This window comes from Pseudoalteromonas sp. CNC9-20 (assembly GCF_022347875.1).
GTDB classification, from domain to species: domain Bacteria; phylum Pseudomonadota; class Gammaproteobacteria; order Enterobacterales; family Alteromonadaceae; genus Pseudoalteromonas; species Pseudoalteromonas ruthenica.
Genome location: NZ_JAKRFS010000003.1, coordinates 254,780 through 270,047 on the forward strand (window position 1 = coordinate 254,780; position 15,268 = coordinate 270,047).

The window sequence follows — 15,268 nt, forward strand, 5'->3', positions numbered from 1 at the left end:
GCATTTTGTTTCCATTTCTTAGGACTTCATAAAAAAGCGAGGCATTTAGCCTCGCTTGATATGTACGGTTATTAGCTCTTAACCCTGTTTTGAACGAAGGTTCTCGGAACGAAGGTTCTCGGAACGAATGTTCTCGTGGGGTTAAGTACGCTCGCGACGAATGGCGTGGTGAGCGATATCGGTGCGGTATTCAACACCGTCCCAGTTAATCTCTTTCACCAACTCATACGCACGTTGTTGCGCCGCAGTTACGGTATCGCCTAGCGCTGTCGCACACAGCACCCGGCCCCCGGCAGTGACGATGTCTTCACCTTGCTGCTTGGTGCCTGCATGGAAGACTTTTTCGCCCTGTGGGTAATTTACCTTTAGACCCGAGATAGCATCACCTTTAGGGTAAGAACCTGGATACCCTTTCGCTGCCAGCACCACGCCAACGGCGGCGCGTGGGTCGAAGTTAATTTCTGTGCGATCCAGTTCTTGACGATTCGCAGCTTCAATCAACGACACTAGGTCTGATTGCAGACGCAGCATAATCGGTTGCGTTTCTGGGTCGCCAAAACGGCAGTTGTATTCAATGACCTTAGGCGTGCCATCGGCGGCAATCATCAGCCCTGCATACAAAAAGCCAGTATACGGATGACCCTCTGCAGCCATACCTGCTACGGTTGGGTTGATCACTTCATCCATAATGCGGTTGTGAATTTCTTCACTGACCACAGGGGCTGGAGAGTAGGCTCCCATGCCACCGGTGTTCGGGCCTTTATCACCATCATAGGCACGCTTATGGTCTTGGCTGGTGGCAAAAGGTAGTACGTTCTTACCGTCAACCATAACGATAAACGAGGCTTCCTCGCCTTCTAAGAACTCCTCGATAACCACGCGGCTACCTGCTTCACCAAAGGCATTGCCTGCGAGCATATCGCGTACAGCAGCCTCAGCTTCGGCTTCGGTCATCGCCACAATAACGCCTTTACCTGCAGCCAAACCATCGGCTTTGACCACGATGGGAGCGCCTTGCTCTTTGATGTAAGCAAGTGCAGGCTCGATTTGCTCAAAGGTCTTGTAGAACGCCGTTGGGATATCGTGGCGTGCTAAAAAGTCTTTAGTGAATGACTTAGAGCCTTCCAGTTGGGCGGCGCCTTGTGTCGGCCCGAAAATAGCCAAGCCTTGTTCGCGAAAGGCATCGACCACACCAATCACTAGCGGTGCCTCAGGGCCGACAATGGTCAGTTCAACTTGGTTTTCTTTGACGAAAGCGATAAGCGCATCGATGTCTTCGACACCAATGGCGACGTTTTCTAGTTTTGGCTCTAGTGCCGTGCCAGCATTACCTGGCGCGACAAATACTTTTTCTACTTTGCTTGATTGAGCGGCCTTAAACGCAAGTGCGTGTTCGCGGCCGCCACTGCCAATGACAAGTACATTCATGGCGTAAAAATCCTATTGCGGTTTGATGAATTTCAGCGTCATCCGATCGCTTTCACCAATCGCCTCATATTTAGCGCGGTCTTCATCGCCTAGCGCTAAACGCGGTGGTAATGTCCACACGCCACGAGGGTGGTCGGCAAAATCATTCGGGTTTGCATTGATTTCACTTTTCGCAGCGAGTTCAAATCCGGCCTGTTTAGCCAGCTCAATCACCCAACTTTCTTTAACATAGCCTGAGCGTTTCGCTTTACCTGCATCGCGGCTTTCGGGTAAGCGGTGATCAACTACACCAAGTACGCCACCGGGCTTTAAGGCTGCATAAAAGGCTTTAAAGGCATCTTTAACGCCTTGTTCGTCTTTTTGCATATACCAGTTGTGCAGGTTTCTGAACGTCAGCACCATGTCGGCGCTTCCTTCAGGAGCGATGCTATGATGTGTGCCAGGCGCAAACTCACTGAGTTTAACGTCGCTGTAGGCACTGTCGCTGGCAAGTTTATCTTGGAAACGGGTCAGTGAGCGTTGGTAATACTCAACATCGCTATCAGCAGGGAAGTGGGCGGCGTAAAAGGTGCCTTCACCTTTCATCGCAGGGGCGATAATATCGCTGTACCAGCCGCCACCAGGCCAGATCTCAACTACCGTCATCGACGGTTCGAAGCCAAAAAACGCCAAGGTTTCCACCGGGTGGCGATATTGGTCGCGACTTTTTGCTTGCTCGCTACGCAAATCGTTTTGCGCGGCATCGGTGAGTGCTTCGGTGCCACTAGTTGCAGCACAAGCACTTAAAGAGACAGCTAAAGCAGCGCTGAGCGCGGTTTTCAAGCCTAGTTTCATAATCTAATCCTTGCTGTTGTTTTTGGTATTTAGTGCCAACATAACAGATTGATTTGAATAGTCTACGAAAACACGCCAGTACAAATTATGCACTGGCGTGGTTAGCGGTTTTAGTGGCGGAAGTGGCGCATGCCGGTGAATACCATGGCCATGCCTGCTTCGTCTGCAGCGGCGATAACTTCTTCATCGCGCATTGAGCCACCGGGCTGAATCACGGCAGTGATACCAGCCGCTGCGGCGGCGTCGATGCCATCACGGAACGGGAAGAAGGCATCCGAGGCCATGACCGAGCCCTCAACCACGAGGTTTTCGTCAGCAGCTTTAATACCGGCGATTTTCGCTGAATAAACGCGGCTCATTTGTCCGGCACCCACACCAATGGTCATGCCGTCTTTGGCGTATACGATGGCGTTCGATTTAACAAACTTAGCCACCTTCCAGCAGAACATTAAATCGTTTAGCTCTTGCTCGGTAGGTTGGCGCTTAGACACAACTTTTAGCTCTTCTTTGGCCACCATGCCTTGGTCGCGGTCTTGCACTAAAACACCGCCATTAACGCGCTTAATATCCACAGCGGTGGTTTTATCTTGCCACTGGCCACACTCTAGTAGGCGTACATTTTGTTTTGCTGAAACGATTTGCGCCGCTTCTTCGCTGATGCTGGGCGCAATAATCACTTCCACAAACTGGCGCGCGACGATGGCTTCTGCGGTATCACCATCAAGTTCACGGTTAAAGGCAATAATGCCGCCGAAAGCGGAAGTTGGGTCGGTTTTAAAGGCGCGGTCATAGGCGCTAAGGATGTTTTCACCGACCGATACGCCACATGGGTTGGCGTGTTTGACGATCACACACGCTGGCGCATCGAATTCTTTTACGCACTCAAGGGCTGCGTCGGTATCAGCAATGTTGTTGTATGATAGCGCCTTGCCTTGTAGCTGCTTAGCGGTGGCCACAGAGGCTTCGCTAAGATCATTTTCAACGTAAAACGCCGCATCTTGGTGCGAGTTTTCACCATAGCGCATGTCCTGCTTTTTGGTGAATTGCATGTTGAAAGTGCGCGGAAATTTAGTCTCAGCCGCCGCTTCCTCGGTGTAATCTGGCACCATTTTACCGAAGTAGTTGGCGATCATGCCATCGTACTGAGCGGTGTGCTCAAAAGCCGCAATAGCTAAATCAAAACGTGTGGCATGGGTGGTTGAACCTTGGTTGGCTTTCATTTCGTCAATTACGCGTGTGTAATCACCCGCATTTACTACGATGGTCACGTCTTTGTGATTTTTCGCTGCCGCGCGTACCATAGTTGGGCCGCCGATATCGATATTCTCAACGGCGTCTTCAAGGCTGCAATCCGCTTTAGCAACGGTTTGTGCAAAAGGATATAGGTTCACTACAACCATATCGATGGCATCGATGTTGTTGTCGCTCATCACCCCTTCATCTTGGCCGCGACGCGCTAATATGCCGCCGTGGATTTTCGGGTGTAGGGTTTTTACGCGACCGTCCATAATTTCTGGATGACCGGTGTGGTCAGATACTTCAGTGACCTTAATGCCGTTGTCAGCAAGCAGTTTGCAGGTGCCGCCGGTAGAAAGAATGTCAACGCCTTGAGCGGCTAGTTCGCGAGCGAATTCAACGATACCCGTTTTGTCAGACACACTGATAAGTGCGCGACGAATTGGACGATGTGTATCCATGGTTGTTTTGATTACCTCAATGAGTGAAAGCTTGCCTAGGCTTACGCCTTGGGGTTAGGCAAGGGGACTTGCTTAGAATCCCTTATTTTAAACAATGATGGTGCTTTTGTATAACACCAGACCAGGTGTAGCGCTGGTCATTTTCGCGTATGGACGAAAATAAAAAAGCACCCGAAGGTGCTTTTAGGTGCAGCTTAGCGCTGCGTATTCATTAGTTCATGCCGTACTTTTTCAGCTTCTTGCGTAAAGTACCACGGTTGATACCTAGCAAGATGGCCGCACGCGTTTGGTTGCCACGTGTGTAAGTCATTACTTCTTCTAGAAGCGGTGCTTCTAGTTCAGAAAGAACAAGCTCGTATACATCTTGTACGTCCTGACCGTTAAGCTGCTTTAAGTAGTGGTGAACAGCTTTTTTAACAGCGTCGCGAAGAGGCTGTGGTTTCTCTTGTGACTGAACGTGAGCGTTAGTAATAAAAGGAGAAGTCACATTTTGTTCAAACATCGTTGTATTGTCTCTTTCTTTCTGGATTAGCAATAAGTTTCAAAGTACTCATTAAGCGCTTCCACCTGCTGTTGAGGTGTTTCTAGCGCATTGAATACTCGCCTAAACTGACCGTTTTCGTCATGAGCGTGCAAATACCATCCAACATGCTTGCGAGCAATCCGCGCCCCCATGGGCTCACCGTAAAATTGATGCAGATTAGTTAAATGCTCCATCAATATGCTGCGTACTTCGCCTAATTCAGGCGGCGCTAGCAGCGTTCCGGTTTTTAAATAATGATCGATTTCCCGGAAAATCCAGGGGCGACCTTGGGCGGCTCGGCCAACCATGATGGCATCTGCGCCCGTATACTCTAAAACCTGTTGTGCCTTATGTGGCGATGTAATATCACCATTAGCCACCACAGGAATTGACACTGAGCGTTTCACGGCTCTAATCGTGTCGTATTCAGCATTGCCTTTATACATGCACGCACGAGTGCGTCCATGGACGGCAAGTGACTGAATACCATTGTGCTCAGCGATAGCTGCAATCTCGACGCCGTTGCGATTATCCACATCCCAGCCAGTACGGATTTTCAATGTGACGGGCACATCCACCGCATTAACCACCGCTTTAACGATGGCTTCGACCAACTCTGGATATTGCAGCAACGCAGAGCCTGCAAGCTTTTTATTCACTTTTTTTGCCGGGCAGCCCATATTGATATCTATGATCTGCGCGCCATTGGAAACGTTAAATTGTGCGGCTTGCGCCATAAGTTCAGGGTCGGCACCGGCAATTTGCACGGAACGAATACCTGACTCACCACTGTGATCCATACGGCCCATGGATTTAGCTGTACGCCAAACCTTTGGGTTGGAAGACAACATCTCGGAGACCGCGAGGCCTGCACCTAATCGACGACAGAGTTGTCGAAAAGGGCGGTCGGTTATCCCAGCCATGGGAGCGACCATTAAGTTGTTTTCTAACTGGTACGGACCAATTTGCACAGCGACTCAATTCACCTCGTTTCAAGGGGCGCTAAGTTTACGGTTTTTTGCGCCAAAATCAAAGGCTATAAATTGAACAAAAGTGCTTTTTTTTTAAACTTTTCGTATTGACATTTGGTAACGAGCTGAGGGAGTGATTTTTTTGTTCGTTTTATGAACACAGGCCCGTGAAAGCTTACTCTGCGGGGTGTTGATGATGCGTAAAAAGTGTAAAAAAGTCGCGCAGGGACAATTGTCCGCTGCGCAAATAGTGTCAGCTATGGTTACTTTTTAACCCCGCTGATGCGCACCCAATCCCCTTCTTGTTCGATAGGGGCGAGGCTTACTTGCTGGTCATAATGACTGGCTACCGATTGCGCTTGCTCAGCCAGCACTCCAGATAGAGCAATGTCACCGCCGGATTTTAGCAAGCTGAGAATCACTTCATTAAGTTCACGCAAGGGCTGGGCAAGAATATTAGCAACCACCACATCAGCTTCAAGATGAGGTTGGTTCTGTGGCAAATACACCTCTAGCTGTTCAGCAACACCATTACGTGCGGCGTTATCTTGACTGGCATCGAGGGCTTGCTGGTCGATATCTATACCGATAACGCGGGCAGCACCTAACTTGATGGCCGCAATCCCCAAAATACCGGAACCACAGCCAAAATCGACCACAGTTTTGCCGCTTAAATCGAGGCTTTCTAACCACTTTAAGCACAGCGCGGTAGTAGCATGAGTGCCGGTGCCAAAGGCCAGACCTGGGTCGAGCATAACATTAACCGCACTGGGGTCTGGCACATCGAGCCAGCTTGGGCAAATCCACAAACGCTCGCCAAAGCGGATAGGGTGGAAGTTTTTCATCCACTCTCGTTCCCAATCTTTGTCTTCAAGTTGCTCAATTTTATAATGAAATTGCTCTTTCAGCTCAGGCTGTACTTTTAGGTAGTCAACCACGGCTTGCATATCGTGGTTGGCCTCAAACAGGCCAATCACTGTGGTTTCTGCCCAGTATTTTACTTCCCCGGGCTGGGGTTCAAAAATAGGCGTGTCTTTAGTGTCCATGAAGGTCACCGATGGACAACCGATGTCCATAAGGTGATCACTAATGGCATCAGCCGTTGACTCGGTGGCACGAATGCGGATTTGGATCCAAGCCATTGTAAATCCTCGTTAAAAAAGGCCGCTAAAAAGCGGCCTTGATGTAGTGTGTAAGACGCGGCTTATTTGCTGGCGTCTAAGAAACTCTTCAGCAGGTCAGAGCGCGATGGATGGCGTAACTTACGCAGTGCCTTCGCTTCGATTTGACGGATACGCTCTCGAGTAACGTCAAACTGCTTACCCACTTCCTCTAGGGTGTGGTCGGTATTCATGTCGATACCAAAACGCATACGTAGTACTTTTGCTTCGCGGGCTGTCAGGCCTGCCAGTACTTCGTGAGTCGCGCCTTTAAGGCTTTCCATGGTCGCTGAATCGATTGGCGAGTCAATGGTGGTATCCTCAATGAAATCACCTAAGTGCGAATCTTCATCGTCACCGATAGGCGTCTCCATTGAAATCGGCTCTTTAGCGATTTTTAATACCTTACGAATCTTATCTTCAGGCATTAGCATGCGCTCAGCCAGTTCTTCAGGGTTTGGCTCGCGGCCCATTTCCTGAAGCATCTGACGCGAGATACGATTGAGCTTATTAATGGTCTCAATCATATGTACCGGAATACGAATAGTACGCGCTTGGTCAGCAATCGAGCGAGTGATTGCCTGACGGATCCACCAAGTTGCATAAGTTGAGAACTTATAACCACGGCGATATTCAAATTTATCTACTGCTTTCATCAAGCCGATATTACCTTCTTGGATCAGATCCAAGAACTGCAGACCTCGGTTGGTGTATTTCTTGGCAATTGAAATAACCAGACGTAAGTTTGCCTCAACCATCTCTTTTTTCGCACGGCGGGCTTTCGCCTCACCAATACTCATACGACGGTTGATGTCTTTAATACGCTCAATGGATAAACCGGTGCTTTGCTCAATCTGTTTTAGCTTATTGATGCAACGTTCAATTTCTGGTTTTAGCTCGCTTAATTTCGCTGAGTAGCTCTCGCCTTTGGCGATTTCGGCATCAAGCCAAGAGGCATCGGTTTCGTTATTAGCAAAATGCTTAACGAACGTTTTCTTTGGCATTTTAGCAACTTGTACCGCTTGCTTCATGATGATGCGTTCTTGCACACGCACTTTATCCATCATTGCACGCATGTTGTTAACCATGCGATCAAATTGCTTCGGTACTAGTTTGAAGGTACGAAATAGCTCGCCGATCTCGATAATCGCGGCTTTAGCATCGGGATGCGAACGGCCTTTTTGCTCGAAAATCTCGCGTGCGCCAGTGTACAAGGCACGAAGCTTTTCAAAGTGCTCGCGCGCTTCTTCCGGATCTGGACCGTTATCGGTTTCTTCTTCATCATCGTCATCGCTGTCAGCATCATCGTCTTCGTCATCGAGCTCTTCTTCGCTCAATTCAGAACCAATGTGTGTGGCAGAGATTTGTGTTTCGTCCTCGTTGGGATCGAAAAAGCCAGTGATGATGTCGCTCAAGCGAATTTCTTCGGCTTCGAACATGTCCCACTGTTCAAGTAGGTGCGAGATAGCCTCTGGATATTCAGCAACAGAAATCTGTACTTGGTTGATGCCTTCCTCAATACGCTTGGCGATATCAATTTCGCCCTCACGAGTAAGTAGCTCAACCGTCCCCATTTCACGCATATACATGCGCACAGGGTCCGTAGTACGACCGATCTCTTTTTCTACCGTTGCCAGGGCTGCAGCCGCAGCCTCTGCTGCGTCCTCATCCGTGGTCGTTTCAGCCATCATTAATTCATCGGCATCAGGCGCAGACTCGCTGACCTTAATACCCATGTCATTAATCATGCTGATAATGTCTTCGACCTGATCCGAGTCAATGATGTCTTGTGGAAGGTGATCGTTCACTTCCGCGAATGTAAGATAACCTTGCTCTTTACCTTTCTGAATCAGAAGTTTTAGTTGTGACTGAGGAGTTGGATCCATAGAGATTTGCTCTTCCACCCTGATAAGTTGATACAACAGGCGTCAGCTTAAGAACCTAAGCTGGGAGCCCCAAGCCGGTTTGACGCAGTGAATTGCGTATTATAACAGACCGAGTTTTTTCTGGCTAGCTTTCGAGCACTTCACTGCCTTTTAGTGCTTGCGTCAGTAGCGCGTATTCACGTCGTTCTTCAAAGCTTAAACCTTGCGTCTTGTCCTTTATTAATAAGGTCTCGAGGCGATGATTTAAACACTGATCTTCAATGAATTTGACCGTTTGTTGGAAATGAGGTTCCAAAACCTCGTCGTTTATTTGGTGTGGCCACGCCGCAAGCTTAGTAAGCGCGCCGTATTCAGGGCGTTCACGGTAACTTTCTAACAACTGTGCGGTGGTTATTTGTGGGTTGTCTAAACATTGTTTTTGAATGGCTAAAAACAATTCCAAACCCGGTAAACCTAAACTGGCAAGCTCTGGCATGTACTCAACCGTAGGTGCCAATTGCGGGTGTTGCACCATAAGCGCGATGGCGGTGCGCATGGGCGTCATTTTAAATTGGCTCTCAACCCGTTTTTGTTGTTTTGGGGTTTTGAGCTTGGCATTGAGTTGTTCCCGAGTGCGGCCAATAAACCGTGCTAAACGTTCTAATAGGCTTTCTTGATAAAACTCACTGGGAATTTTTTCAATCAGTGGTAAGGCTTCACTTAGTAACTTGGCTTTGCCTGCATCCTGAGTAAGATCTAAATGTTCGCTCAAACGAGCAAAAAACACCTCGATAAAATCTTTGGCGTCACCCAAGCGTTCTTCAAAGGCCGCTTTGCCCTCTTGCTGTACCAATGAATCTGGGTCTTCGCCGTCCGGCAAAAACACGAACTTCAGAGCTTTGCCGTCTTTTAAATAGGGAAGGGCGTTTTCAAGCGCGCGCCAAGCCGCGTCGCGACCCGCGCGGTCGCCATCATAACAACAAATAACTTTGTCGGTGGCCCGCAGCAGTAACTGCATGTGTTCGGCGGTGGTCGCAGTGCCCAAGGCGGCAACGGCATATTTAATATCATGCTCAGCCAAGGCCACCACATCCATATAGCCTTCAACAATGAGTAACTGCTCAAGCTTTTTGTGCGCTTGCTTAGCCTCATAAAAACCGTACAGCTCAAAACCTTTATGGAATACCCGGGTCTCAGGTGAGTTTAGGTATTTAGGGCCGTTATCATCGCTGCCCATGATACGTCCGCCAAAAGCAATGACCCGACCGCGACGGTCGCGGATAGGGAACATCAGTCGGTCACGGAAGAAATCAAAAGTGCGGCCATTGTCTTTTTGGGTGGCCAGTTTTAGTTCGATTAACTGCTGCTTTTGCTTGGGATTTTTCCCCAGAGTCTGACACAAGGCTTCCCACTCACTCGGGGCATAGCCAATTTGATAGTCTTTAACCGTTTGGCCGCTGAGGCCTCGCCCTTTAAGGTAATCAATCACCAACTGTGAGTTAGCATGATGGCGCAACTGCTGCTGATAATACCGTGCTGCTTGTTCCATCAATTCATAGTCTGAGCGCTTTTGTTCTTGACTGACAGGAGGGCGCTCGGAATTATTATGGCCTTGCTCTCTTGGCACTTCGAGGTGCAATAAACTGGCGAGCTCTTCGATAGCGTCAACAAAGTCGAGTTTATCGTATTCCATGACAAAGCTGATGGCGTTGCCATTGGCGCCACAACCAAAGCAGTGATAAAACTGTTTGTCTTGAGAGACGGTAAACGACGGTGTTTTTTCGTTATGGAAAGGGCAACAGGCTTGGTAGTCTTTGCCTGCTTTTTTAAGATTAACGCGAGCGTCTATTAACTCTACAATATCGGTGCGAGCTAAAAGATCATCAATAAACTGCCGTGGGATCTTGCCTGCCATTGCTAACACCTAATTGGGAATAGAGAATCTCAGTAGTATATCAATCGCCACGAAGAAATGGAGCTGTCACAGTGACTTTATTTTTCAATCGCGCACAAACGAAGAAACCGAGCACGAGGCTCGGTTTGCTTGAATTTGCTTTCGCAATCTAGGCGCTGAGTCGCTGTTTAATAAGGCCTGATAATTTGCCCATATCGGCACGGCCTTCAGCTTGACTCTTAATTACGCCCATCACTTTACCCATGTCTTGCATGCCTTGGGCACCGGTGTCGGCGATGGCGTTATCAATCAGTTGATTGATCTCATCCTCGTTCAGTGGCTTTGGAAGAAACTCCTCTAAAACCGCAATTTCAGCAGCTTCCACATCAGCGAGATCGTCACGACCGGCGTCTTTATACTGAGTATAAGAATCACGGCGTTGCTTAACGAGCTTAACGATAACCGAGGTAATCGCGGCTTCGTCTAAGGTAATGCGCTCGTCGATCTCACGCTGTTTAATGGCTGCTAATACTGAACGCACAGCACCAAGGCGCACTTTGTCCTTGGCACGCATCGCGTCTTTTTGTGCATCTTTTAAAGTAACTAAAAGACTCATGACATCAAGACCGGAAAGCGATTAGTATAAACGAACGCGACGTGCGTTTTCGCGAGAAAGCTTTTTCATGTGACGCTTAACAGCAGCCGCTTTCTTACGCTTACGCGCAGCGGTTGGCTTTTCATAGTGCTCGCGACGACGAACTTCTGAAAGGATACCTGCTTTTTCACATGAACGCTTGAAGCGGCGTAGAGCTACGTCAAACGGCTCGTTTTCTCTTACTTTAACTACTGGCATTAAAAATTCACCTACCTAACTAAATGAGCTTCACTCATCTGATCAAATTATGATCAAGTGGTTCAAAAATGGTGCGGCATTGTAATCCGACTTACCCCCGTGTGTAAAGAATAAATATCACAATACTGGTAAAATTGCAGCAACCAAGTAGAATATGCGGCCTTATCCATGCCACCTAAGCCCATGTAGGAGACTCACATTGCGCATTTTGGGAATAGAATCTTCCTGTGACGAGACCGGGATTGCTATTTATGACGATGAACAAGGTTTGCTTGCGCATCAATTATATAGCCAAGTGAAAATGCATGCCGATTATGGCGGCGTGGTGCCTGAATTAGCATCGCGCGATCATGTGCGTAAAACGTTGCCTTTAATTGAAGCTGCGTTTGCCGAAGCAAAGTGTGGCCCTGAGGATTTAGATGGTGTGGCCTATACCGCAGGCCCAGGCCTTGTCGGGGCCTTATTAGTAGGCTCATCCATTGCACGCTCCTTAGCCTATGGGTGGCAGCTCCCTACTGTGGCGGTTCACCATATGGAAGGGCATTTGCTGGCACCAATGTTGGAAGAGCGAGTACCAGAGTTTCCTTTTGTGGCTCTGTTGGTATCCGGAGGGCACACGCTGTTGGTAAAGGTTAGCAATATCGGTGAATACCAAGTGCTCGGTGAGTCGGTGGATGATGCTGCCGGTGAAGCCTTCGATAAAACCGCAAAGTTACTTGGGTTAGATTATCCAGGCGGGCCCTTATTGGCGAAGTCGGCAGAGCAAGGCACGCCGGGGCGCTTTAAGTTCCCCCGACCAATGACCGACAGACCTGGCTTGGATTTTAGCTTTAGCGGGTTGAAGACCTCTGCGGCAAATACCATTCGTAATGAAGGGGACGACTCACAAACGAAGGCTGATATTGCTCATGCTTTTCAAACAGCGGTGATCGATACCTTGGCGATTAAGTGTAAGCGAGCACTTAAGCAAACCGGTATAAAACGTTTGGTGATCGCCGGTGGAGTCAGTGCCAATACTTATTTACGTGAACAGTTGGCGAAGGTAATGCAAGGCATGCAAGGTGAGGTGTACTATCCGCGTCCAGCTTTTTGTACAGATAACGGTGCGATGATCGCCTACGCCGGCATGCAGCGCTTAAAAGCAGGGCAAACTGGCGATGTGAGCACGCAAGTTATGCCGCGCTGGCCAATAGATAGTTTACCGAGCATTGCTTAAGGGTCGTGTGTGCATGTTCAATCCATGCGCGCAGCCTTAGATGAGGCATTGTTAATTCATTCTTTTGTACCAGTATAAGTGCCGCTTATGCTGGTAATGTCGTAAAAAATTCACCTAACTTTCTTAAATTTGACCAAAGCTGCAAGACTTTCTAAGGTGATTGCTATAAAGTGAGCGCAATTAAATTGAACTGCTTTAAGCAACCCGTCACCGCCTTAAAGCCAATGCATTTAGGTATGTCATGAGTGATAAGCGTTTTGCCGTCGCATCAGAGCAGAGCTTGATGCGCGTCTTTACGGTGCCAGAGGCACCGGACTCAACGCTCAGTAAAATAGAAGCCGAGATTTCTAGTAATCTAGCTGGCTTTTTAAATGAGAACATTGCTGCGGTTGAAAAACCGCTGCATGAAATCGAGCGCGACTTTGAATCAGCTCAGGTTCCCGAAGAGCCGATGTTTGTCAGTGCCCATGCTCAGGACATCATGGAAAAGCTGGTAGCGCATTCTGTGCATACCGCTGCCCCGAGCTTTATTGGTCATATGACCTCGGCGTTGCCTCATTTTGTGCTGCCACTGTCCAAACTCATGGTGGGTCTTAACCAAAACCTGGTAAAGATCGAAACCTCCAAAGCTTTTACTCCGTTAGAGCGCCAAGTGGTCGGCATGCTGCATCATATGGCGTATGGTCGCGAGCAAAAGTTTTACGACAAGTGGATGCATAGCGCCAAAACCTCGCTCGGTGCGTTTTGCTCCGGGGGCACGGTGGCGAACATTACCGCCTTGTGGATAGCGCGCAACTGCTTGCTTAAGGCCGAAGGTGATTTTAAAGGCATTGGCGCCCAAGGATTGGTGTCGGCGATGTTTCACTATGGCTACAAAGGTTTGGCGGTATTGGTTTCCGAGCGAGGCCATTATTCCCTTGGCAAGGCCGCCGATGTGCTCGGTATTGGCCGCGATAACTTTATCGCGATTCCTACCGATGAAGATAATAAAGTCGATGTTGCGGCGATGCGCAAAGAAGCGCGTGCCCTCGAAGCCCAAGGTATTAAAGTGATGGCCTTGGTGGGAGTCGCTGGGACCACCGAAACCGGCAATATCGACCCGTTGAATGACATGGCTGATCTGGCCGAGGAGCTAGGCTGTCACTTCCATGTCGATGCGGCTTGGGGTGGAGCCACCTTGTTATCGAATAATCACCGTCATCTGCTCAGTGGCATTGAGCGTGCAGACTCCATCACCATTGATGCGCACAAACAAATGTATGTGCCTATGGGCGCGGGAATCGTGTTATTTAAAGACCCCAGTGCGACCGACGCCATAGAGCACCACGCTGAATATATACTGCGTAAAGGTTCAAAAGATTTAGGCAGTCATACTTTAGAGGGTAGCCGCCCGGGAATGGCGATGTTGGTGCATGCCTGCTTACGTATTATCGGTCGTAAAGGCTATGAGATGCTGATCGATAAAAGCTTAGAGAAAGCGCGCTTTTTCGCTGATTTAATTAAATCGGAAGCGGATTTTGAACTGATCTCCGAGCCTGAACTGTGCTTATTAACCTACCGTTATGTTCCAGAGAAAATAAAGGCACGGTTGCAGCAGGCGGATGAGCAAACCAAGCTGGATATTTACGCCGCATTGAATCGTTTCACCGCTAGCATGCAAAAGCGCCAGCGTGAGGCGGGGCGTTCATTTGTATCGCGTACCCGGTTGACTCCGGCTGCCTACGGCTATCAGCCTACGGTGGTATTTCGTGTGGTATTGGCGAACCCACTCACATCGAAAGCGATACTTAAGGACATTCTGGCAGAGCAGCGCGAATTAGCCGCCTCAGATCCGATGTACAAAAAGTACTTGTCTAAGTACCTTTAATCCTGCCTTAAACTACAAGCCCTGACAGAAGGTGAGTAAGTCGCGAATGAGTGGCTTACGCACCGTATCATGCTCACACAAAAGCTCATGCTTAGCCCCTTGGTAGGTTTTTAATACAGCTTGGCGTTGACCATGAATAAAGTCGTTATAAGGACTTGGGTCAACCACGGTATCGCATTGTGCTGCAGCGACAAATAACGGCACAGGACATTGGCAGGTCCGTAGCTTCTTGATAGCGGCAAAAGCGGCGTTAAGCCAGGCGTAAGTCACCCCCCCTAATTGCATATCGCTGTGCTGCTCATATAACTGGCGAAAGCGCGTATACCGGGCTTCACTGTGGGTGAGTTCATTTTCTGCAAAGGGGATATTACGATAAGGGCCGTGTCCAGGGACATAACGCCCGCCTTGACCGACTAAGGTCATTAGCCATGCCCATAAGCGTGCTTGCCAAGCTTTGATATTACCGGTATCCAGTTGCAGCATCGGGGCGCTTAAAAACGCGCCGCTGAACGAATGGCGGTGGTGACAAAGATAATCTAAGGCGATTGCTCCCCCCATGGAGTGGCCAAGGAGTATTTTTTTCCCTTGCCAGTGGCGTTCAACCACCTCGTTTACGAATTGCGCAAGGTCTTGGCTGTAATCATCAAAGTGCCCTACATACCCTTTGTGGCTATCTTCAAGATGGCGATAAGAGCGCCCTTGACCTTGATGGTCAACAATAAACACGGCAATGTTATTACGCGCAAATTCCCACAGCAGCTCTTGGTATTTCTGTGCCGCTTCAATGCGCCCTGAGCTGATCACTAACGCAAAGTCAGCTTGGTAGGGTAAATGGTAGGCGTAAAATAACTTACCTTGGCGTGTGTCCACAAAGCCCTTATGCATATCTTGCTGCCAAAATTGCGCGATGGCGTCATCATTTTTATGCAGTAGTGCTTCGCTGGAGTAGAACATTCAGTA

The 15,268-nt window shown here is 48.9% G+C and carries 13 protein-coding genes; 2 read left to right on the forward strand and 11 right to left on the reverse strand.

Annotation, left to right across the window (positions count from 1 at the left end):
- Positions 1-141: 141 nt before the first annotated feature.
- The 10 genes from purD to rpsU form a co-directional block, all read right to left on the reverse strand.
- Positions 142-1,428: a phosphoribosylamine--glycine ligase gene (gene purD / locus MHM89_RS08315; RefSeq protein ID WP_130148753.1), complete on the reverse strand. Its 1,287-nt coding sequence runs from the start codon at positions 1,426-1,428 to the stop codon at positions 142-144.
- Positions 1,429-1,440: 12 nt separating this feature from the next.
- On the reverse strand, positions 1,441-2,262 hold the full coding sequence (locus MHM89_RS08320; protein ID WP_045980566.1) for a class I SAM-dependent methyltransferase: 822 nt from the start codon (positions 2,260-2,262) through the stop codon (positions 1,441-1,443).
- 110 nt (positions 2,263-2,372) lie between these two features.
- The gene (purH, locus tag MHM89_RS08325; RefSeq protein WP_022945340.1) at positions 2,373-3,959 is read right to left on the reverse strand and encodes a bifunctional phosphoribosylaminoimidazolecarboxamide formyltransferase/IMP cyclohydrolase; all 1,587 of its coding nucleotides are present in this window, start codon (positions 3,957-3,959) and stop codon (positions 2,373-2,375) included.
- A gap of 211 nt (positions 3,960-4,170) precedes the next feature.
- Positions 4,171-4,461 carry a DNA-binding transcriptional regulator Fis gene (gene fis, locus MHM89_RS08330; protein ID WP_010374122.1) on the reverse strand — a complete coding sequence of 97 codons (291 nt, stop codon included), beginning with the start codon at positions 4,459-4,461 and terminating at the stop codon, positions 4,171-4,173.
- A gap of 26 nt (positions 4,462-4,487) precedes the next feature.
- Positions 4,488-5,453, reverse strand: a complete 966-nt coding sequence (gene dusB / locus MHM89_RS08335; protein WP_045980568.1) for a tRNA dihydrouridine synthase DusB — start codon at positions 5,451-5,453, stop codon at positions 4,488-4,490.
- 263 nt (positions 5,454-5,716) lie between these two features.
- On the reverse strand, positions 5,717-6,595 hold the full coding sequence (gene prmA / locus MHM89_RS08340) for a 50S ribosomal protein L11 methyltransferase (RefSeq protein ID WP_239408584.1): 879 nt from the start codon (positions 6,593-6,595) through the stop codon (positions 5,717-5,719).
- Positions 6,596-6,657: 62 nt separating this feature from the next.
- Entirely contained in the window at positions 6,658-8,499 is a 1,842-nt protein-coding gene (gene rpoD, locus MHM89_RS08345; RefSeq protein ID WP_022945343.1) for an RNA polymerase sigma factor RpoD, read from the reverse strand.
- A gap of 124 nt (positions 8,500-8,623) precedes the next feature.
- Positions 8,624-10,393: a DNA primase gene (gene dnaG / locus MHM89_RS08350; protein ID WP_239408585.1), complete on the reverse strand. Its 1,770-nt coding sequence runs from the start codon at positions 10,391-10,393 to the stop codon at positions 8,624-8,626.
- Between the two features lie 148 nt (positions 10,394-10,541).
- Entirely contained in the window at positions 10,542-10,988 is a 447-nt protein-coding gene (locus MHM89_RS08355; RefSeq protein ID WP_239408586.1) for a GatB/YqeY domain-containing protein, read from the reverse strand.
- Between the two features lie 21 nt (positions 10,989-11,009).
- Positions 11,010-11,225, reverse strand: coding sequence for a 30S ribosomal protein S21 (gene rpsU / locus MHM89_RS08360; protein WP_022945346.1), 216 nt, complete (start codon positions 11,223-11,225; stop codon positions 11,010-11,012).
- A gap of 199 nt (positions 11,226-11,424) precedes the next feature.
- Between rpsU and tsaD the strand changes: the two genes are divergently transcribed.
- Complete coding sequence (tsaD, locus tag MHM89_RS08365) at positions 11,425-12,441, forward strand: tRNA (adenosine(37)-N6)-threonylcarbamoyltransferase complex transferase subunit TsaD (RefSeq protein WP_239408587.1); 1,017 nt, start codon at positions 11,425-11,427, stop codon at positions 12,439-12,441.
- Positions 12,442-12,682: 241 nt separating this feature from the next.
- Positions 12,683-14,308, forward strand: coding sequence for a pyridoxal-dependent aspartate 1-decarboxylase PanP (gene panP, locus MHM89_RS08370; protein WP_022945348.1), 1,626 nt, complete (start codon positions 12,683-12,685; stop codon positions 14,306-14,308).
- Positions 14,309-14,320: 12 nt separating this feature from the next.
- Here panP and MHM89_RS08375 read toward each other — a convergent pair whose 3' ends face one another.
- A complete protein-coding gene (locus MHM89_RS08375; protein WP_235419260.1) occupies positions 14,321-15,262 on the reverse strand; it encodes an alpha/beta fold hydrolase in 942 nt (313 codons plus the stop codon).
- Between the last annotated feature and the right edge of the window lie 6 nt (positions 15,263-15,268).